12 protein-coding genes are annotated in these 17,050 nt (G+C 28.2%); 8 read left to right on the plus strand and 4 right to left on the minus strand.

What is annotated here, in order from left to right:
- Nucleotides 1–65: 65 nt before the first annotated feature.
- From pheS to CURT_RS01915, 8 genes are all read left to right on the plus strand, one after another.
- Complete coding sequence (pheS, locus tag CURT_RS01880; RefSeq protein ID WP_172539789.1) at nt 66–1,049, plus strand: phenylalanine--tRNA ligase subunit alpha; 984 nt, start codon at nt 66–68, stop codon at nt 1,047–1,049.
- Nucleotides 1,046–3,373: a phenylalanine--tRNA ligase subunit beta gene (pheT, locus tag CURT_RS01885; protein WP_018712383.1), complete on the plus strand. Its 2,328-nt coding sequence runs from the start codon at nt 1,046–1,048 to the stop codon at nt 3,371–3,373. Before pheS ends, pheT begins: the two co-directional genes overlap by 4 nt.
- On the plus strand, nt 3,370–4,647 hold the full coding sequence (aroA, locus tag CURT_RS01890) for a 3-phosphoshikimate 1-carboxyvinyltransferase (protein WP_018712382.1): 1,278 nt from the start codon (nt 3,370–3,372) through the stop codon (nt 4,645–4,647). The genes pheT and aroA overlap by 4 nt, the downstream gene beginning before the upstream one ends.
- Entirely contained in the window at nt 4,637–5,464 is an 828-nt protein-coding gene (locus CURT_RS01895) for a 4-hydroxy-3-methylbut-2-enyl diphosphate reductase (protein WP_018712381.1), read from the plus strand. The genes aroA and CURT_RS01895 overlap by 11 nt, the downstream gene beginning before the upstream one ends.
- A gap of 104 nt (nt 5,465–5,568) precedes the next feature.
- Nucleotides 5,569–7,245: a 30S ribosomal protein S1 gene (locus tag CURT_RS01900; RefSeq protein WP_018712380.1), complete on the plus strand. Its 1,677-nt coding sequence runs from the start codon at nt 5,569–5,571 to the stop codon at nt 7,243–7,245.
- Between the two features lie 45 nt (nt 7,246–7,290).
- Nucleotides 7,291–8,871, plus strand: a complete 1,581-nt coding sequence (serA, locus tag CURT_RS01905; RefSeq protein ID WP_237721139.1) for a phosphoglycerate dehydrogenase — start codon at nt 7,291–7,293, stop codon at nt 8,869–8,871.
- Nucleotides 8,871–9,743, plus strand: a complete 873-nt coding sequence (locus CURT_RS01910; protein ID WP_018712378.1) for a Ppx/GppA phosphatase family protein — start codon at nt 8,871–8,873, stop codon at nt 9,741–9,743. The genes serA and CURT_RS01910 overlap by 1 nt, the downstream gene beginning before the upstream one ends.
- Nucleotides 9,740–12,472, plus strand: a complete 2,733-nt coding sequence (locus CURT_RS01915; RefSeq protein ID WP_018712377.1) for a M16 family metallopeptidase — start codon at nt 9,740–9,742, stop codon at nt 12,470–12,472. The genes CURT_RS01910 and CURT_RS01915 overlap by 4 nt, the downstream gene beginning before the upstream one ends.
- 24 nt (nt 12,473–12,496) lie before the next feature.
- On the opposite strand, the gene CURT_RS01920 is transcribed toward CURT_RS01915, so the two are convergent.
- The 4 genes from CURT_RS01920 to bioA are packed head-to-tail and all read right to left on the minus strand — an operon-like array spanning nt 12,497 to nt 17,017.
- Nucleotides 12,497–12,994, minus strand: coding sequence for a threonine/serine exporter family protein (locus CURT_RS01920; RefSeq protein ID WP_018712376.1), 498 nt, complete (start codon nt 12,992–12,994; stop codon nt 12,497–12,499).
- Nucleotides 12,991–13,764 (minus strand): threonine/serine exporter family protein, encoded by a 774-nt coding sequence (locus tag CURT_RS01925; RefSeq protein ID WP_018712375.1) that lies wholly within the window; start codon nt 13,762–13,764, stop codon nt 12,991–12,993. The genes CURT_RS01920 and CURT_RS01925 overlap by 4 nt, the downstream gene beginning before the upstream one ends.
- The gene (locus CURT_RS01930; protein ID WP_018712374.1) at nt 13,745–15,070 is read right to left on the minus strand and encodes a sodium:solute symporter family protein; all 1,326 of its coding nucleotides are present in this window, start codon (nt 15,068–15,070) and stop codon (nt 13,745–13,747) included. Before CURT_RS01930 ends, CURT_RS01925 begins: the two co-directional genes overlap by 20 nt.
- Before the next feature lie 3 nt (nt 15,071–15,073).
- Complete coding sequence (gene bioA / locus CURT_RS01935; protein ID WP_018712373.1) at nt 15,074–17,017, minus strand: adenosylmethionine--8-amino-7-oxononanoate transaminase; 1,944 nt, start codon at nt 17,015–17,017, stop codon at nt 15,074–15,076.
- Between the last annotated feature and the right edge of the window lie 33 nt (nt 17,018–17,050).

Genomic DNA, 17,050 nt, shown 5'->3' on the forward strand with positions numbered 1-17,050 from the left:
TTAATTTAAACAAATTTAGATAAAATCTACAAAAATATTTATCACAAGGAATAAAAGTGGATGAAATGATATCAAAGATTTATTCATCAAAAACGCTTGATGAATTAGATGAAATTAGAGTTAAACTTTTTGGAAAAAAAGGGTTAATTACCGCTGAGTTTTCAAAAATAAAAGACTTAAAAGCGGATGAAAAAAAAGAATTTGCACAAAAGCTAAATGAAAAAAAAGAGACTTTAAATAGTGCAATTTTAGAAAAAAAGCATGAACTTGAAAATTTAAAATTACAAGAAAGAATGAAAAAAGAAGCTATTGATGTTACGCTTTTTAATGAAAGTCTAAATATCGGAGCCTTACATCCTATAACAATAACAATGGATAAAATAATTGAGTATTTTTTATCTCAAAATTTCAGTATTGAAAATGGACCTTTAATTGAGGATGATTTTCATAATTTTGAAGCTTTAAATTTACCGAAATATCACCCAGCGCGCGATATGCAAGATACATTTTACACATCGGATAATAATCTTTTAAGAACCCATACAAGTCCAGTTCAAATTAGAACTATGCAAAATGAAAAACCACCTATTAGAATGATAGCACCCGGGACTGTTTTTAGAAGAGATTTTGATCTTACTCATACGCCTATGTTTCATCAAATAGAAGGATTAGTTGTTGAAAAAGGAAATAAAGTAAGCTTTGCAAATTTAAAATATATTTTAGAGGATTTTTTACGATATATGTTTGGTGATGTTAAAGTAAGATTTAGACCTAGTTTTTTCCCATTTACTGAGCCATCTGCTGAAGTGGATATAAGTTGTATATTTTGCAAAGGACATGGTTGTAGGGTTTGTTCAAACACAGGCTGGTTAGAGGTTTTAGGTAGTGGTGTTGTAGATCCTAATGTTTTTAAATTTGTTGGATATGAAGATGTGAGTGGTTATGCTTTCGGTCTTGGAGTAGAAAGATTTGCCATGCTTTTACACGGTGTGCCTGATTTAAGGTCGTTGTTTGAAGGAGATATTAGATTATTGGAGCAATTTAGATGATAGTAACTAGAAATTGGTTGCAAGAATGGATAGATATTTCACAAATAAATAGTGAAAAATTAGTTAAAATTTTAAATGAAATTGGTTTAGAGGTTGATAGTTATAGTGAGATAAGGTTGCCACAAAAAGTGGTTATTGGATATGTAAAAAGTAAAAGAGCTCATGAAAACTCTGATAAATTAAATATTTGTGAAGTTGATGTAGGAAGTGAAATTTTACAAATTGTTTGTGGTGCTAAAAATGTAGAAACTGGTCAGTATGTTGCAGTAAGTCTAATTGGAGCAACATTGCCAAATGGCATTAGGATAAAGCCTGCAAAATTAAGAGGAGTTGACAGTTTTGGTATGATTTGTTCGGCTACGGAGCTTGGACTTCCAAAACTAAATGATGGTATTATGGTTTTAGATAATAGCCTAGGTGATATTGTTATTGGAAGAGAACTTTGTAAATATCCACTTTTAAATGATGATATTATTGAGATAGGTCTTACGCCAAATAGAGGTGATTGTCTTAGTATTTATGGTGTTGCAAGAGATTTAAGTGCTGCTTTAGATATTTCTTTAAAACCTCTTTCATATAGCGATCAAGATGGTCTTTTAGGCATTGGAAGACTTTTAGGAATTCATTCTAGTGAAAAAATAAATAGTTTTTTTGAATATAAAGCCTTTAGTATAGAAAAAGAGTTAAAACTTGATTTAATAAAGTCTTTAAGGGTAAATTTCGCAGGAATTTTAAAAGGTAGTGTAACTGAAAATTTACTAGCTTATGCAACTTACTCAACTGGAGTTTTACTCAGAGCTTATGATGGTCAAAAGCTTAAAAATAAAGACGATAAGGTTATGCTCGAAATAAGATCTGAGAAATTTGGAAATTCAAGTGTTTATGAAAACAATCAGCTTATTTCTTTAGCAGGAATTTCACAAGATGATAAGTTTAAAGTAGATGAAAACTCAAAACTAGTAATAATAGAGGCAAATTACACAGATCCAAAAATAATAGCTACAGCAACTAATGAAAATAAAGAGTTAAAAGGTGATGGACATATCTACAGAGCAGTTAGAGGAAGTGAGCCAAAGCTTAGTGTAGGGCTTGAGTATTTATGCAGTATTATTTCAAAAAATGATAGTATAAATTTATACAGTGGCACTCAAAAAGTAAAACCTATAAAAGAACCAAAAACTGTAATTTTCAGTGCTGAGCAAATAAATAACATTATAGGAAAAGAAATTTTAAGAAATGATGCAGTTAAGATTCTTAAAAAACTTGGATTTGAAATTGGAATAGAGCAGGATTTAATAAATGCAAAAGTACCTTTATTCAGACATGATATTGAAAATGTTTACGATATAGCAGAAGAAATAGTTAGAATAATTGGTATTGACAATATTCCTTCAAAAGCACTTATATTTAATGAGCAAAATAGAATAAACAACTATTTTAAAGAGTATAAAAACAAAAAAAATTTAAAAAGAAAAGCTTGTGATAATGGTTTTTTTGAGTGTATTCATTATATTTTTGACAGCGAAGAAGAACTTTTAAAATTTGGTTTTAAAAAGTGTAAAACACAAATTTTAAATCCTATAACAAGTGATTTAAACACTCTCAGGCCAACTTTAATAAATCACTTATTAAAATCAAGCGTAAGAAACTATAAAAATTCCCAAAGATCAATTAAGCTTTTTGAAATAGGAGCTGTTTTTGATGAAAATGCAAAACAAAACGATAAAGTTGCCTTTTTAATGAGTGGACTCATAAATGAAGCAAGTTTATTAAACACTCAAAAGCCAAAAGAGATAGATTTTATAACTTTTGCTTCAAAAGTGCAAAATATAATTGGCAAATTTAGTTGCAAAGTACCAAATAGCGCAATTTCTTATTTAAATAAATTTGAACAAGCTCAAATTATTCAAGATAAAAAAGTAATTGGATATATTGGTAGAGTTGATTTAAGTATTGAAAATGAGCTTGAGCTACCTAAAACATACATTTGCGAAATTAACTATGAAGATCTTAAATTTGATGATATTGTAGCTAAAGCATATTCTAAATTTCCAAGTATTGGCAGAGATTTAAGTTTAATAGTTCCTAAAAATATGCGCTACGAAGAAGTTAGAGAAGTTTTAAAATCGGTAAAAACTAAAAATTTAAAATCTTTTAATTTGGTCGATATTTATAGTGATGATAGTTTGAAAAGCTTCAATAGTGTAACTATTAAATTTATATTCCAAAGCATGGAAGAAACTTTAGAGGATAATGAAATTTCAAAAGAGCTTGATGAAATTTTAAAGGCTTTAAAAGAAAAATTAAATGTTGGTATAAGATGAAAATTTATGCTTTAAAAACTCCTATAATTGGTGAACTTTCAAATATAGCTTTTGATAAGTCAATTTCACATAGAAGTGCTATTTTTTCACTTTTAAGCGATAAAGTTTCAGTTATCAAAAACTATCTTTTTGCAGATGATACAAATGCAACTTTAGAAATAATTAAACTTCTTGGGGCAAAAGTTGAAATTTTAAAAAATCTGGTAAGAATAACACCCCCAAAAGACATAAAAGAGCCAAGTCAAATTCTAGATTGTAAAAATTCAGGCACTGCGATGAGAATTCTAATGGGGTTATTGGCTAGTAAAAATGGTTTTTTTATTTTAAATGGGGATAGATACTTAAATGAAAGACCAATGAAAAGAGTTACAAAGCCCTTATGTGAAATAGGAGCGAGCATAGATGGAAGAGATGACGGCGATAAAGCACCACTTTGTATAAGAGGAAACAAGCTAAAATATTTTGAATATGAAAGTAAAATTGCCTCAGCACAAGTAAAATCTTCTTTAATTTTGGCTGCACTTAACTCAAATGGATGTAAATTTAAAGAACCTGAACTAAGCCGCGATCATAGTGAAAAAATGCTTATTTCAATGGGTGCTTATATTAAAAGAGATGGTCTTAGTATAGATGTAAAACCACTTAAAAATGCATTAAAACCAATAAATATTGAGGTTCCAAATGACCCAAGTTCAGCTTTTTATTTTGCTGTTGCAGCATCAATCATACCTGGCTCACACATTGTTTTAAAAAATGTTTTGCTTAATAAAACTAGAATTGAAGCTTATAAAGTTTTAGAAAAAATGGGTGCTAATATTGAGTTTATTCAAACGCAAAATGATTATGAAAAAATTGGAGATATAAAGGTTAAATTTGCAAAATTAAAAGCTGTTGAAGTAAAAGAAAATATTTCTTGGTTAATTGATGAAATTCCAGCCTTAGCCATTGCATTTGCGTGTGCTAATGGAAAAAGCATTATAAAAAATGCAAAAGAGTTAAGAGTAAAAGAGTGCGATAGAATCTCTGTTATGGTTAGTGGATTAAAAGCATGTGGGCTTGAGGTTAGTGAGTTTGAGGATGGCTTTAGCGTTGTATCAAAAGGCGAATTAAAACCTGCCATAATTGATAGTTTTGGTGATCACAGAATTGCTATGAGTTTTGCAATTTTAGGTTTAAAAAGTGGAATGATAATAGAAGATGATGAGTGTATAAACGCATCTTTTCCAAATTTTAAAGAAATTTTAAAAAGTCTTGGAGTAAGTGTTGAAAATTGAACTTGCTGATAGTTATGGGTTTTGTTTTGGTGTAAAAAGAGCTATAAGAATTGCTGAAAATACAAAAGATAGTGCTACTTATGGTGAGCTTATCCATAATGCTGAAGAGATAAAAAGACTAAAAGAGCATTTTAATGTAAAAACATTAAATACAATGCAAGATTTAGAAAATGAAAATAGCATTATTATAAGAACTCATGGTATTACAAAAAAAGATCTAGATACTTTTAAATCTCAAAATAAAAAGATAATTGATGCAACTTGCCCATTTGTTTCTAAGCCTCAAAATATTGTTGAAAAAATGAGCAAAGAAGGCTATGATATTGTTATTTTTGGTGATAAAAATCATCCCGAAGTAAAAGGCATTATGAGTTATGCACTAAAAAATGTTTTTGTTATTTTAAGTACAGATGAACTTATAGATAAAAAAATTTCAAACAAAGTAGCAGTTGTTTCACAAACAACAAAAAAAGTTGAAGAATTTGCAAAAATAGTCTCTTATTTAATAACTAGATCAAAGGAAGTAAGAGTTTTTAATACAATTTGCAATGCCACTTTAGAAAATCAAAAAGCTGTTGAAAAGCTTGCAAAAAAAGCTGATGTAATGATAATAATTGGTGGAAAAAACTCATCAAATACAAAACAACTTTATTTAATATCGAAACAAATTTGTTCTGATAGTTATCATATAGAAAACGAAAGTGAGCTAAAAAAAGAGTGGTTTAAAGGCAAAAATTTATGTGGTATAAGTGCAGGAGCAAGCACGCCTGATTGGATTATAACAAACGTTTCAAACAAAATAAAAGAGCTTTCATAAAAATCTAAATTGCATTATTTTAATAAGATTTAAAGCATAATTTAACTAAAATTAAGTCTTAATTTATTCTGCCGTGAATAAAAATTACATTTAAAGGGAAAAAAATGGCTGAGGTGAACGAGAAAGAAGTTCAAAATACTATAGGTGAGGAATTTGAAGATTTTGAATCTATGCTAGAAGAGTCTTTAGAAAAGACTTCAGGTGGTGGTGTTACAAAAGGCATCGTTGTTGCTATAAAAGGTGAAGATATTTTTGTTGATGTTGATAGAAAAACAGAAGGCGTTTTAAAAGCGTATGAAGTAACTGACAAAGATGGAAATATAACTGTAAAACCAGGCGATGAGATAGAAGTCATCATCACAGGAAACAGAGGTGGAAAGCCACTTGTTTCATTTGAAAAAGCAAAAAGAGTTAAAAAAGTAGCTGAGTTTATTGAAAATTTTGATGAAAACAATGAAGTAGATGTTGAAGCTAAAATTGTTTCAAAAAATAGAGGTGGATATATTTGTATAAGCAAAGATGGTGTTGAGTTCTTTATGCCAAGATCACAAAGTGCTTTAAGAGATTCTAACTCTTTAATTGGAAAAACTTATAAAGCAAGAGTTTTTAAAATAGATAAAGAAAATAGTGCTATTTTGATATCTAGAAAAAAGATTCTAGATGAAGAAAGAAAAGTAAAAAAAGAAGTTTTAGATCAAATTTCTCAAACAACAGATATCATTGAGGGTGTTGTTAAAAAAATTACAACTTATGGAATGTTTGTTGATGTTGGTGGTGTTGATGGACTTGTTCATTATAGTGAAATAAGCTACAAAGGTCCTGTTAATCCAAGTACTTTATTTAAAGAAGGTGATAAAGTCCCAGTTAAAGTATTAAGCTATGATAAAGAAAAAAAGCATCTTTCACTTTCTATTAAAGAAGCAATGCCAGATCCGTGGCTTGAGCTTGCAGAAAGCGGACTTGCTATGGGTGATGTTATAAAAGTAGTTGTTAATAACATAGAGCCTTATGGTGCATTTGTGGATTTAGGAAATGATATAGAGGGATTTTTACACATTAGTGAAATTTCATGGGATAAAAACATTCAAAATCCAAAAGATTTCATAAATGAGGGTGATGAAATAAATGTTGAAGTTATAGAGATAGACACTGAAAAAAGAAAACTTAGAGTAAGTCTTAAAAATTTACTAGAAAAGCCTTTTGATGAGTTTAAGAAAAACTATAAAGTAGGCGATGTTGTAAAAGGAAGTGTAGTAACTATAACTAAATTTGGTGCATTTATTAAAATAGGCACAGTTGAAGGTCTTTTAAGAAACGAAGATGTTTCTTGGGATAGAAATGAAACTTGCAAAGATTTATTAAAAGTTGGTGATGAGGTTGAAGTAAAAATAACTTCAATTGATACAAAAGAAGATAAGATTTCTCTAAGTAAAAAAGATTTAGAAGATAGCCCAATTGCAAAATATGCCGCTAGCCACAAAGTTGGTGACATAGTAAAAGGAACAATAAGAAATATTAAAGATTTTGGTTTATTTGTTGAGCTTGAAGAGGGCGTTGATGCACTTTTGAGAAAAGAAGATATTTCTAATATTGAAGATTTAAAAGTTGGCGATGAGATAGAATCAGCAATTGATTATCTTGATACTAAAAGAAATAGAATTAGATTAAGTGTAAAAAGACTTTCAAGGCAGAAAGAAAGAGCTGTTTTAAATGAAATAAATAGCGAAAATGATGACAATGTAACTATTGGAGATCTTATAAAAGAACAACTTCATAATTAATTTTAGGCACTTTTTAAGTGCCTATTTTCTACATAAAGGTGTAAAATCATGAATAAAATAATCGTATGTGATGCAATCAATGAAGCTGGATTTGAAATTTTAGCAAAAGAAAAAGACATAGAAGTAGTTAATGCTACAGATGTTCCAAAGGATGAGCTTTTAAATTTATTAGTTGATGCTGATGTTGCTATAACTAGAAGCCCAACTGAAATAAGTGAGTCTTTTTTAAATGCTGGTAAAAAACTTAAAGCAGTTGTAAGAGCTGGTGTTGGGGTTGATAATGTTGATATTGATGGATGTTCAAAAAGAGGAATAATTCTAATGAATGTTCCAACAGCAAACACAATTGCAGCAGTTGAAATGACAATGTGCCATCTTTTAAATGCAGCCAGAAAATATGTGAATTCTTGCAATGATTTGAAAATAGATAGGATTTGGAAAAGAGAAAAATGGTATGGAACTGAGCTTTATGGAAAAACATTAGGCATAATAGGTTTTGGAAATATTGGCTCAAGAGTAGGAGTTAGATCACTTGCTTTTGGCATGAAAGTAATAGCTTATGATCCATACATTGAGCCATCAAAAGCAAAAGATTTAGGTGTTGATTATACTTCAAATTTCGATGATATTTTAAAATGTGATTTTATAACTATTCATACTCCAAAAACAGCTGAAACAACAAATATGATAGATGAGGCTGAAATTGCAAAAATGAAAGATGGGGTAAGAATTGTAAATTGTGCAAGAGGTGGTTTGATAAACGAGGATGCACTTTTAAAAAATTTAAAAAATGGCAAAATTGCCTATGCTGGAATCGATGTTTTTGTAAAAGAGCCTGCAACAGATCATCCTTTGCTTGATATTGAAAACTTAACCGCAACCCAACATCTTGGAGCCAATACAGTTGAGTCGCAAAAAAATATAGCTGTTCAAGCAGCCGATCAAGCAATAAGTGCTCTTAGGGGAATTTGTTATCCAAATGCTCTAAATTTACCTATAAAAACAGAAGATATTCCAAATGAAATCAAACTTTATTTAGATTTAGTTTCAAAAATGGCATATCTTGCAACTCAGATTAATAAAAATCTTATAAGAAATATTAAAATAGAAGTTTCATCAAATTTGAAAAAATATTTAGATCCGATGCTTACTTTTGCATTGGTAGGCGCATTAAAAACTCAACTTGGCGATAGTATAAATTATGTAAATGCTAAATTTGTAGCTGATGAGCGAGGCATAAAAACAGAATCCGTCGTTACATCAAGTCTAAATTTAAAAAGCTTAGTTACTGTTAAAGTTATAACAGATAAAGAAGTTACTACTTTTAGCGGTGTTGTTTTTGGAGAAAATGAAGAAAGAATTGTAAATATTAATGGTTTCAAAACTGACTTTAAGCCAAAAGGTAAGATGATTTTCTTAAAAAATAGAGATATTCCAGGATTTATCCGTGATATCAGTGCAATTTTGGCAAAAGAAAATATTAACATTGCTGATTTTAGACTTGGCCGTGGTGAAGAAAAAGACGCTTTAGCTGTTGTTTTAGTTGATGAAGATATAAACAGTGAAATATTAAAAGAGTTAAATAGCGTTGAGGCTTGTATCTGGGCAAGATACGCAAATGTTTGATGAGTAATGACTGTTTGGTTGGAGTTGATTTAGGCTCAAACAGTTTAAAAATTTCTTTGATGAATGCTAAGTTTGAGGTTTTAAAAACTGATGAATTTGGCATTCAAAGTGCTTTTGGCTTAAAAGAAAATTTAAGTGATATCGCTAAAAATAAAATCATACTTGCTTTAGAAAAAATATCAAAAAATTATGATTTAAAAAATGCATTGGCTGTTGCAACGGAAGCATTTAGAGTTGCAAAAGATAGTGGTGAGTTTTTTAAATTATTAAATGATAAATTTGGTATAAAATTTGAAGTAATAAGTCCTTTAAAAGAGTGCGAGCTAACAAAACTTGCAGTTTATAAAAGATGTGAAATGCTTGGTGCTAGCACTAGCAATCTTGCCATAGTTGATCTTGGTGGTGCTAGTTGCGAAATCGTGCTTGATGAAAAATTTAAAAGCTTTAAATTTGGCATCATAAAAGTTTTTAATAATTTTTTAAATTTAGAAAACATAGAAAAAAATGCAAAATTTATAACAAAAGAAGCAAATAAATTTTTAAAAAATTTAAAACCAAAAAATATTGTCTTAAATTCTACTATTTCAAAAAAACTACTAAATTTAAAGCAAAATTATAAAAATTCAAAAATTTTAGAATTTGATGATTTTAAAAAACTTAAAAAGCTTATTTTAAATAATACAAAATCACATCTTAAAAACTCAGATGAGCAAGCCATGGACAGTCAAATTTTAAGTGAAAGAAATTTGCTACTTTGTGGAATTTATCTTTATGAAAATATTTTAAAAGGCTTTGATGATTTTATAATTATTGATTATGGTTTAAAAGAAGGTGTTATTATAGAAAAAATTTTAAAAAAGGAAATTTTATGAAAAAAATTATTCTCATTTTGTCCATTTTTTTATCTATTTGTTTTGGTTTTAAAAACGATGAAAATCTAAAAATAGGTAAATTAGATAATGGATTTTCATACTATCTTTATAAAAATCAAACTCCAAAAGATAGCATTAGTTTGATACTTTATTTCAATGTTGGATCAAGTGATGAGCTTGAAAATGAAAAAGGGATTGCTCATTTTGTCGAACACATGGCATTTAACGGTACAAAAGATTATACAAAAAATGACCTTATTAAAGCACTTGAAAGTTTAGGGGTAAAATTTGGAGCTGATTTAAACGCTGCAACTAGTTTTAATGAAACTATTTATAAACTTGATATAAAAAAAGAAAATTTAGATAAGGCATTGAGTGTTTTATCAAATATGGGCTTTAAGGCTTTGTTTGAAAAAGATGATTTAGAGGCTGAAAAAGGGGTAATCATCGAAGAAGAAAGAAATAGAAAAAATGCCTATGTTAGAATAATGGATCAAGGATTAAAATATTTTTATCCAAACAGCATCTATGCAAGTAGACTACCAATTGGTGATATGAATATAATAAAAAATGCAACTCCAGCTCTTTTAAAAGGGTTTTATAATAAATTTTACACTCCAAATAATGCAAAATTAATAATAGTTGGAGACTTTAATGAAAGCGAAACTAAAACTCTCATAAAAAAGTATTTTAATAATATAAAAAATAATGATTTTGCAAAAAGAGCGGATAAAAGCATAAGTTATTTTAACGATCTTGTTATTTTTAATCCAAACGATGAAGAGATAGCAAATAATTCAGTTTCTATAATGTTTGAAGATACGCCTTATAAATTAAATAGCATTGAAAATTTGGAAAAAGAGTATAAAAATAGATTTATTTCAAAAATGTTTTCTTTGCTAAACGAAAAAAGAAAGTCTAAAAGCAAGACGCTTTTAACCACAAATTATTATGATATAAATTTATACAATTTAAAAAAACTAAACTCATTTTATGCAACAGTTGTAAAAGATGATGTTAATGCTAGTTTGAGTGAGCTTATTTCAATTATTAAAACAGTTCAAAAAAATGGCTTTAATAAAGATGATTTTTTAAGTGCAAAAAAAGAACTTTTAGCACAAAATTTAGCAAATTTTGAAAAAAAACAAAAAAGATATAACTCTGAAATAGTTTCTGAAATTTTAAATTTAATAGAAGATGACACAACTTTTTTAAGCCCAAAAGATGAAAAAGAAATAAGTCAAAATATTATTGATAAAATGACTCTTGATGAGATAAATAAAGAGTTTAAAAAAAGTGTTTCAAGTAGTGGAGTTTTAGTAAATTTAACAACAAAAAAACCTATTTCTTTAAGCAAAGATGAGTTTAAAATTTTGCAAGAAAATGCTCAAATTTTAAAAGATGATAGTCTAAATTTGCCTAAAACCATTTTAGAAAAAAAGCTAGCAAATAAATCCCCAATAAGCTCTAGTGTTGATAAAAATTTAATATATAAATTTGAATTTACAAATGGTGCAAAGGTCTATTTTAAAGAGATAAATACAAATAAAGATACCATTTATTTTAAAGCTTTTAAAAAAGGCGGTCTTACAAATTTTGATGATATTATAAATCTTAACTTTGCTATAAATATTTCAAATGGAAGTGGAATTGGTAAGTTTAACGATTATGAGGTTAGGAAAATAACAGCTGGACAGATGTTTGAATATAAAAAATTTATCGATAAAACATCTTTAGGGTATATTGGAAATGCTCAAGTTAAAGACTTTGAAAATTTGTTAAAAGCATTTTTTACTGATTTTGAAAATCCAAAAATAGATGATGAGTATCTTAAAAGATATCAAACATTAGCACTTGATCTATTGGCTAAAAATTTAAATCATTCAGATTATAAATTTGAAAAAGAGTTTAATGAGTTTTATTTTAACAACTCCTATAAAATGCGTTTTTCAAGTAAGGATGATATTTTAAATTTAGATAAAAACAACTTAGAAAATATGTTAAAAAAAGCTTTTTTAAACGCAGGAGAGTATGATTTTGTATTTGTAGGAGATATGAGCCCAAAAGAATTTATTAAAATTTCTAAAAATTATATTGGAAATTTAAGTGCAGATATAAATCAAACTTTTATAAAAGATGATGGCATCCGCCAAATTTTAGGAAGAAAAAATTTTACAAGAAAATATTTGCAAGAAAACTCATCTAAAAACAGTGTTTTTATAAATAGTTATGATCTTAACTACACACCTAAAAATGCGCTTGCATTAAGTCTTGGAACAGATATTTTAAATATACTTTTAAGAGAAAAAATAAGAGAAGAAGATTCTATGGTTTATGGAATTTATGCTCACAATGAGCTTCAAAACAAGCCTTATAAAGAAGCAAGTATCAGTATTTATTTTACAAGCGATGTAAAAAACATAAATACAATAGTCAAAAATGTTAAAAATACAATAAATTTATTAAAAACTTCTTACGATGATGAAAAAGAACTTAAAAGTGTAAAACTTGCTTTAAAAGTAAAACTAGAAAAACTTTATCAAACACCAAATTTTTGGCTAAATCAGTTAAGTCAAGATTTGCTTTATGAAAAGTATTTTTACAATTATGATGAAATGATGAGTTTAATTGATAGCATAACTTTAAATGATATAAAAAGAGTTGTAAATTTGGCATATAATTTAGATAATTTCATCGTTAAATCAAATATTTATAAAGGCGCAAAATAGTAAATTTGGAGTTTTACTCCAAATTTAGTCTAAGTATCTTTTTTTAAAATCTTTATTTCTAGTCATTGTAAAAGATTTTTCATAAAAAATTAATATTACAACGCTAACTCCAACAGCTAGAGCAAATATAGCTGAAACTGCTGTTGAGCCGTAGTCAAAGATTTCAACTAAATAGTGAGATTTTTTATTCTCAACATTTGTTTGGATAAATAAAAACATTGCAAGCATAGCTTTGTAGGCATAAAGTCCTGGTATCATTGGCAAAAGTGATGGAAATGCGATTATTTCAATAGGAGTTTTTACTTTTCTAGCTAAAAAAACAGCTACAAAACTTATGCAAATTGCACTTATAAAAGTTGATATTGTGTAGCTTAGATAGTTCATAAAAATAACTCTTAAAGAGTATCCAAAACCACCAAGCATAGTACAAAAGAGTAAAATTCTCCTAGGTGGCTTATTAGCGTATGAAAAACCAAGTCCGGCAATTGCAGCAAATACTGCATCTATTAAAAACATACTCATTTTATAAGTCCAAAATTTACTAATGATAAAGTTATATAAATTCCAATACTCATACAAAGTATTAAAATAGTAGCATTTACGGCTCTACTAAGTCCTATTAAAACATTTTTATCTAAAATATCAAACATTGAATTTATTAAAGCAATACCTGGAAAAAGATATAAAATACTTGAACTAATTGAAGCTTCAGGTGTTTTACTAAATCCAAATTTATATCCTAAATATGCAATAAATGATGATATAAAAGCACAAAATATATAAGTTATCCTAATATCAACTTTTTTTAAACTCAACAAAAATTTTGATAAAACTCCACAAAATGTCCCAAAAATCACAAACACAACTCCAAAGATATCTCCACCAAAAAGCCTACAAAATGCTCCAAAAGCTATACTTGTTAAAGCAAAAGTAATTAAAATATTTCTTTTTTTCTTTGCTATAATTTTTTGATAAATATCTTTTGCTTCTTTAAGGCTTAGATCTTCATCGCTTACCGCCCAGCTTAATGCGCTAAGATCCGAAATAGTTTCTAAATTTATCTCTTTTTGAGTTGCATCTTTTATAAAAGACTTTCTAATTTCAGGGTTTGTTTTGTTGCTTACAGTCAGGTTTATAAATTTAATAAGTATAAATATAGAAGCATTATATCCATAGTGTGAAGCTATTCTTTTAACGCATCTTATAACTCTTGCATTATATGCTCCTACGCCACTTAGCGCATCTGCATAATCAGCTAAAAAATTTGTAAGTTCATTGATTTCTGGCTTCAACTCTCCCTCCTTTAAAATGTGCTAAAATTGAAATAATAAATGCTAAAAATAAAGCTATAAATGAGTAAATTTTTTCATCACTCATCGCTCCTATAAGTCCAACTCCTCCACCTATAATCATAGCAAATAAACATATATTTTCATTTAATTTTTTCCTACTTATCATAGCCATAAAAACAACTAAAACAACTCCACTTACATAAATATCATTTGCTCCAAGTAAATATCCTAAAATATTTTTTTTGCCAAAAGTAAGAAGTAGGGCAAAAAGACCAAATAAAATAGTAAAAACTCTATAAATTTTTAGCGACTTTGTTTTTAAGATATCATTACAAAAAACGCTACTTGCAGTAATTAAGCATGAATCAGCCGATGAAATAATAGCTGAAAATAAAACTACTAATAAAATAGCTCCTAAAAACGGCGGTAAAGTTTCACAAATATCTTTCGTTAAAATTTGATCGTTTATAACCGTTGGATTTATTAAATTTTGTGAAATAAGACCTATTAAAACAACCATGATAGCGCCTATTATAATACCTATAACGCCAAAAGCTACACCAAATTTTGCATCAAATTTGCTTTTTGCACTCAAAACTCTTCCAAAGAGCATTGGACAAACTACATAGCTTCCACCAATTATAAGCATAAAGTAACTCCATTTTGAAATGGTAAATTTATCATTTAAAAGCTCAAAATTTAAATTTGCTATAGATACATCTTTGACAAAAACAAACCATAAAATAATTATAAAAAATGTTATAAACATCAACATAGTTTGTGCCAAATCACTTTTTAAAATACTTGCTTGACCTGCTAAAATAGAATAAGTAATTATGATAAACGCACTTACAAAAACAGCAAAATTAAATGGAATTTTTAAAATAGCAGCTAGTATCCAAGCACTTGCTAAAAGTTGTGCTGCTAAAATACTACTCCAAGCAAGAACTATAATAATAGAAGCTATAAACCTTGCTTTTTTTCCTATATAATACTCTATCATTTCAGGCATTGTAAGAGCTTTTGAGATAGCTATTTTTTTAGCTAAAAATATACATAAAACTAAAAGTCCACTTGCTCCGCTTAAAAGCCACCAAATGGCTGGAAAACCAACTTCATAACTTAAGCTTATTACGCCTATTGTTGCACTTCCTCCAATACATGATGCGATAATTGAGCCACCAACTAAATACCAAGAGGCATTTTTGCTAGAAATTGTATAGTGGGTAACATTTTTAGTTTTTTTAAACTCTAAGTATCCTATAAAATAAATTATAAATAAATATATGAAAAATAATATGCTCATCTTTTACTCGTATTTTTTAAATTTAATTGCATTATAAATCGCATTACAAAGAGTTTTTAATTCTTTATCATTTTGTGTAAAATGCGGCATTATATAGATGTTTTTGCCAAAAGGTCTTATCCAAACTCCATTTTCTACAAAAAAACTTTGGATATTTTCTGTATTTACTTCTTTATCAATCTCTACAACTCCAATAGCACCTAAAACTCTAACATCCTTAACGCTTTGAAAATCATAGCATTTCATAAGTTCATCTTTTAGTAGTTTTTCTATATGCTTAACTTTTTCTTTAAAATTTAAATTTTCCAAAATTTCTAAACTTTTTATTGCTACACTGCAAGCTAAAGGATTTGCCATAAATGTTGGACCGTGCATAAAAACTCTGTCATTTTCGCAAATTCCATCAGCTACTTCTTTAGAGCAAATTGTAGCCCCAAAGCTCATAACTCCGCCAGTTAACGCTTTTCCAATGCATATTATATCAGGACTTACATTAGCTATTTTATAAGCAAACATTTCACCTAATCTTCCAAAGCCTGTTGCAATTTCATCAAAGATTAAAAGTGCATCTATTTCATAACAAATTTCTCTTAAAAATTTAAGGTAATTTTCATGATAAAACCACATCCCACCAGCTCCTTGAACAATTGGCTCAACTATGATGGCTGCAATATGGTCTTTATTTTCATAGATGATTTTTTTCATTTTTTCAAGACTTCTTTCATCAAATTTGAAGCCAAATTTTGAAGTTGGTTTTGGCATAAAAATTTGCTTTGCTAAAGTTTCTTTAAACAAAGAATGCATTCCAGTTACTGGATCACAAACACTCATCGCACCAAATGTATCTCCGTGATAACCACCTTTAAAAGTTGCTATTTTTGTCTTATTTGGATTTTTGTTTTGCTGAAATTGAAGTGCCATTTTTAAAGCTACTTCCACGCTTACTGATCCACTATCGCTATAAAAAATTTTATCCATATTTTCTGGCATTAAAGAAAGTAGTTTTTTACCTAAATTTATAGCTGGAGCGTGAGTTAGCCCTCCAAACATAACATGAGAAAATTTATTAATTTGCTTAATTATGGCTTTGTTAAAATCGGCATTTTTATAGCCTAAATACGCACACCACCAAGAGCTCATCCCATCAATTAATGCTTTATTTTGAAATTTTTCATCATTTATATAGATATAGCTATCTTTTGCATTGCTTACACCGTAAGTTTTAAGAGGTTTTATCGATGAGGTATATGGATGAAAAAGATGATGTTTATCAAACTCTAAGTCGATAAAATCATCAGTTTTTTTATAATTTTTTATAAAATTTCTAAATTTTAAAGATGCTTTTTGAATGCTTAAATTTGGCTCTAAATTTATAATATCACAGTTAAATTTATCTTTTAAATATTCTAAATTTGAAAGACTTATCTCATCGCTTAAATCACTAAAATTTAACACTATTAAATCTAGTTTTAAACCTCTATTTTCCAAAGCTTCTATGCTTAAAAGAATTTGATTTATAACACCAAGTTCATTTTTACAAACTAAAACAACAGGTAAATTTAAAGCCTGTATAAAATCTATAATGTAGCTTTTTTCATTAAGTGGAACAAAAAGCCCTCCAGCTCCTTCTACTAAAACATTTTCATAAGTTTGTAAAAACTCATTGCAGTATTTTAAAATTTCATTAAATTCTATATTTATGCCCTCTTTTTTTGCAGCATATGCTGGTGATGATGGAAATTTTAAAGCATATCTCGGAGTAAAGTTATTTTTACTTGAAATTTTTGTATAAGCCATAGCATCGGTTAAAGTTCCTTCTTCACAGCCACTTTGAACTGGTTTTATGGCAACAGTGTTTAAATTTTCGTCTAAAAAAGCTTTTAAAAGTGATGAAGTTACGAAAGTTTTACCAACATCTGTGTTGGTAGCGGTTATAAAAAAATTCATTAATTCTCCTTAAAAAGGGGATGAATTTCCCCT

The sequence above is a fragment of the Campylobacter ureolyticus genome (genome assembly GCF_013372225.1).
In the GTDB taxonomy this organism is placed as follows: Bacteria; Campylobacterota; Campylobacteria; order Campylobacterales; family Campylobacteraceae; genus Campylobacter_B; species Campylobacter_B ureolyticus.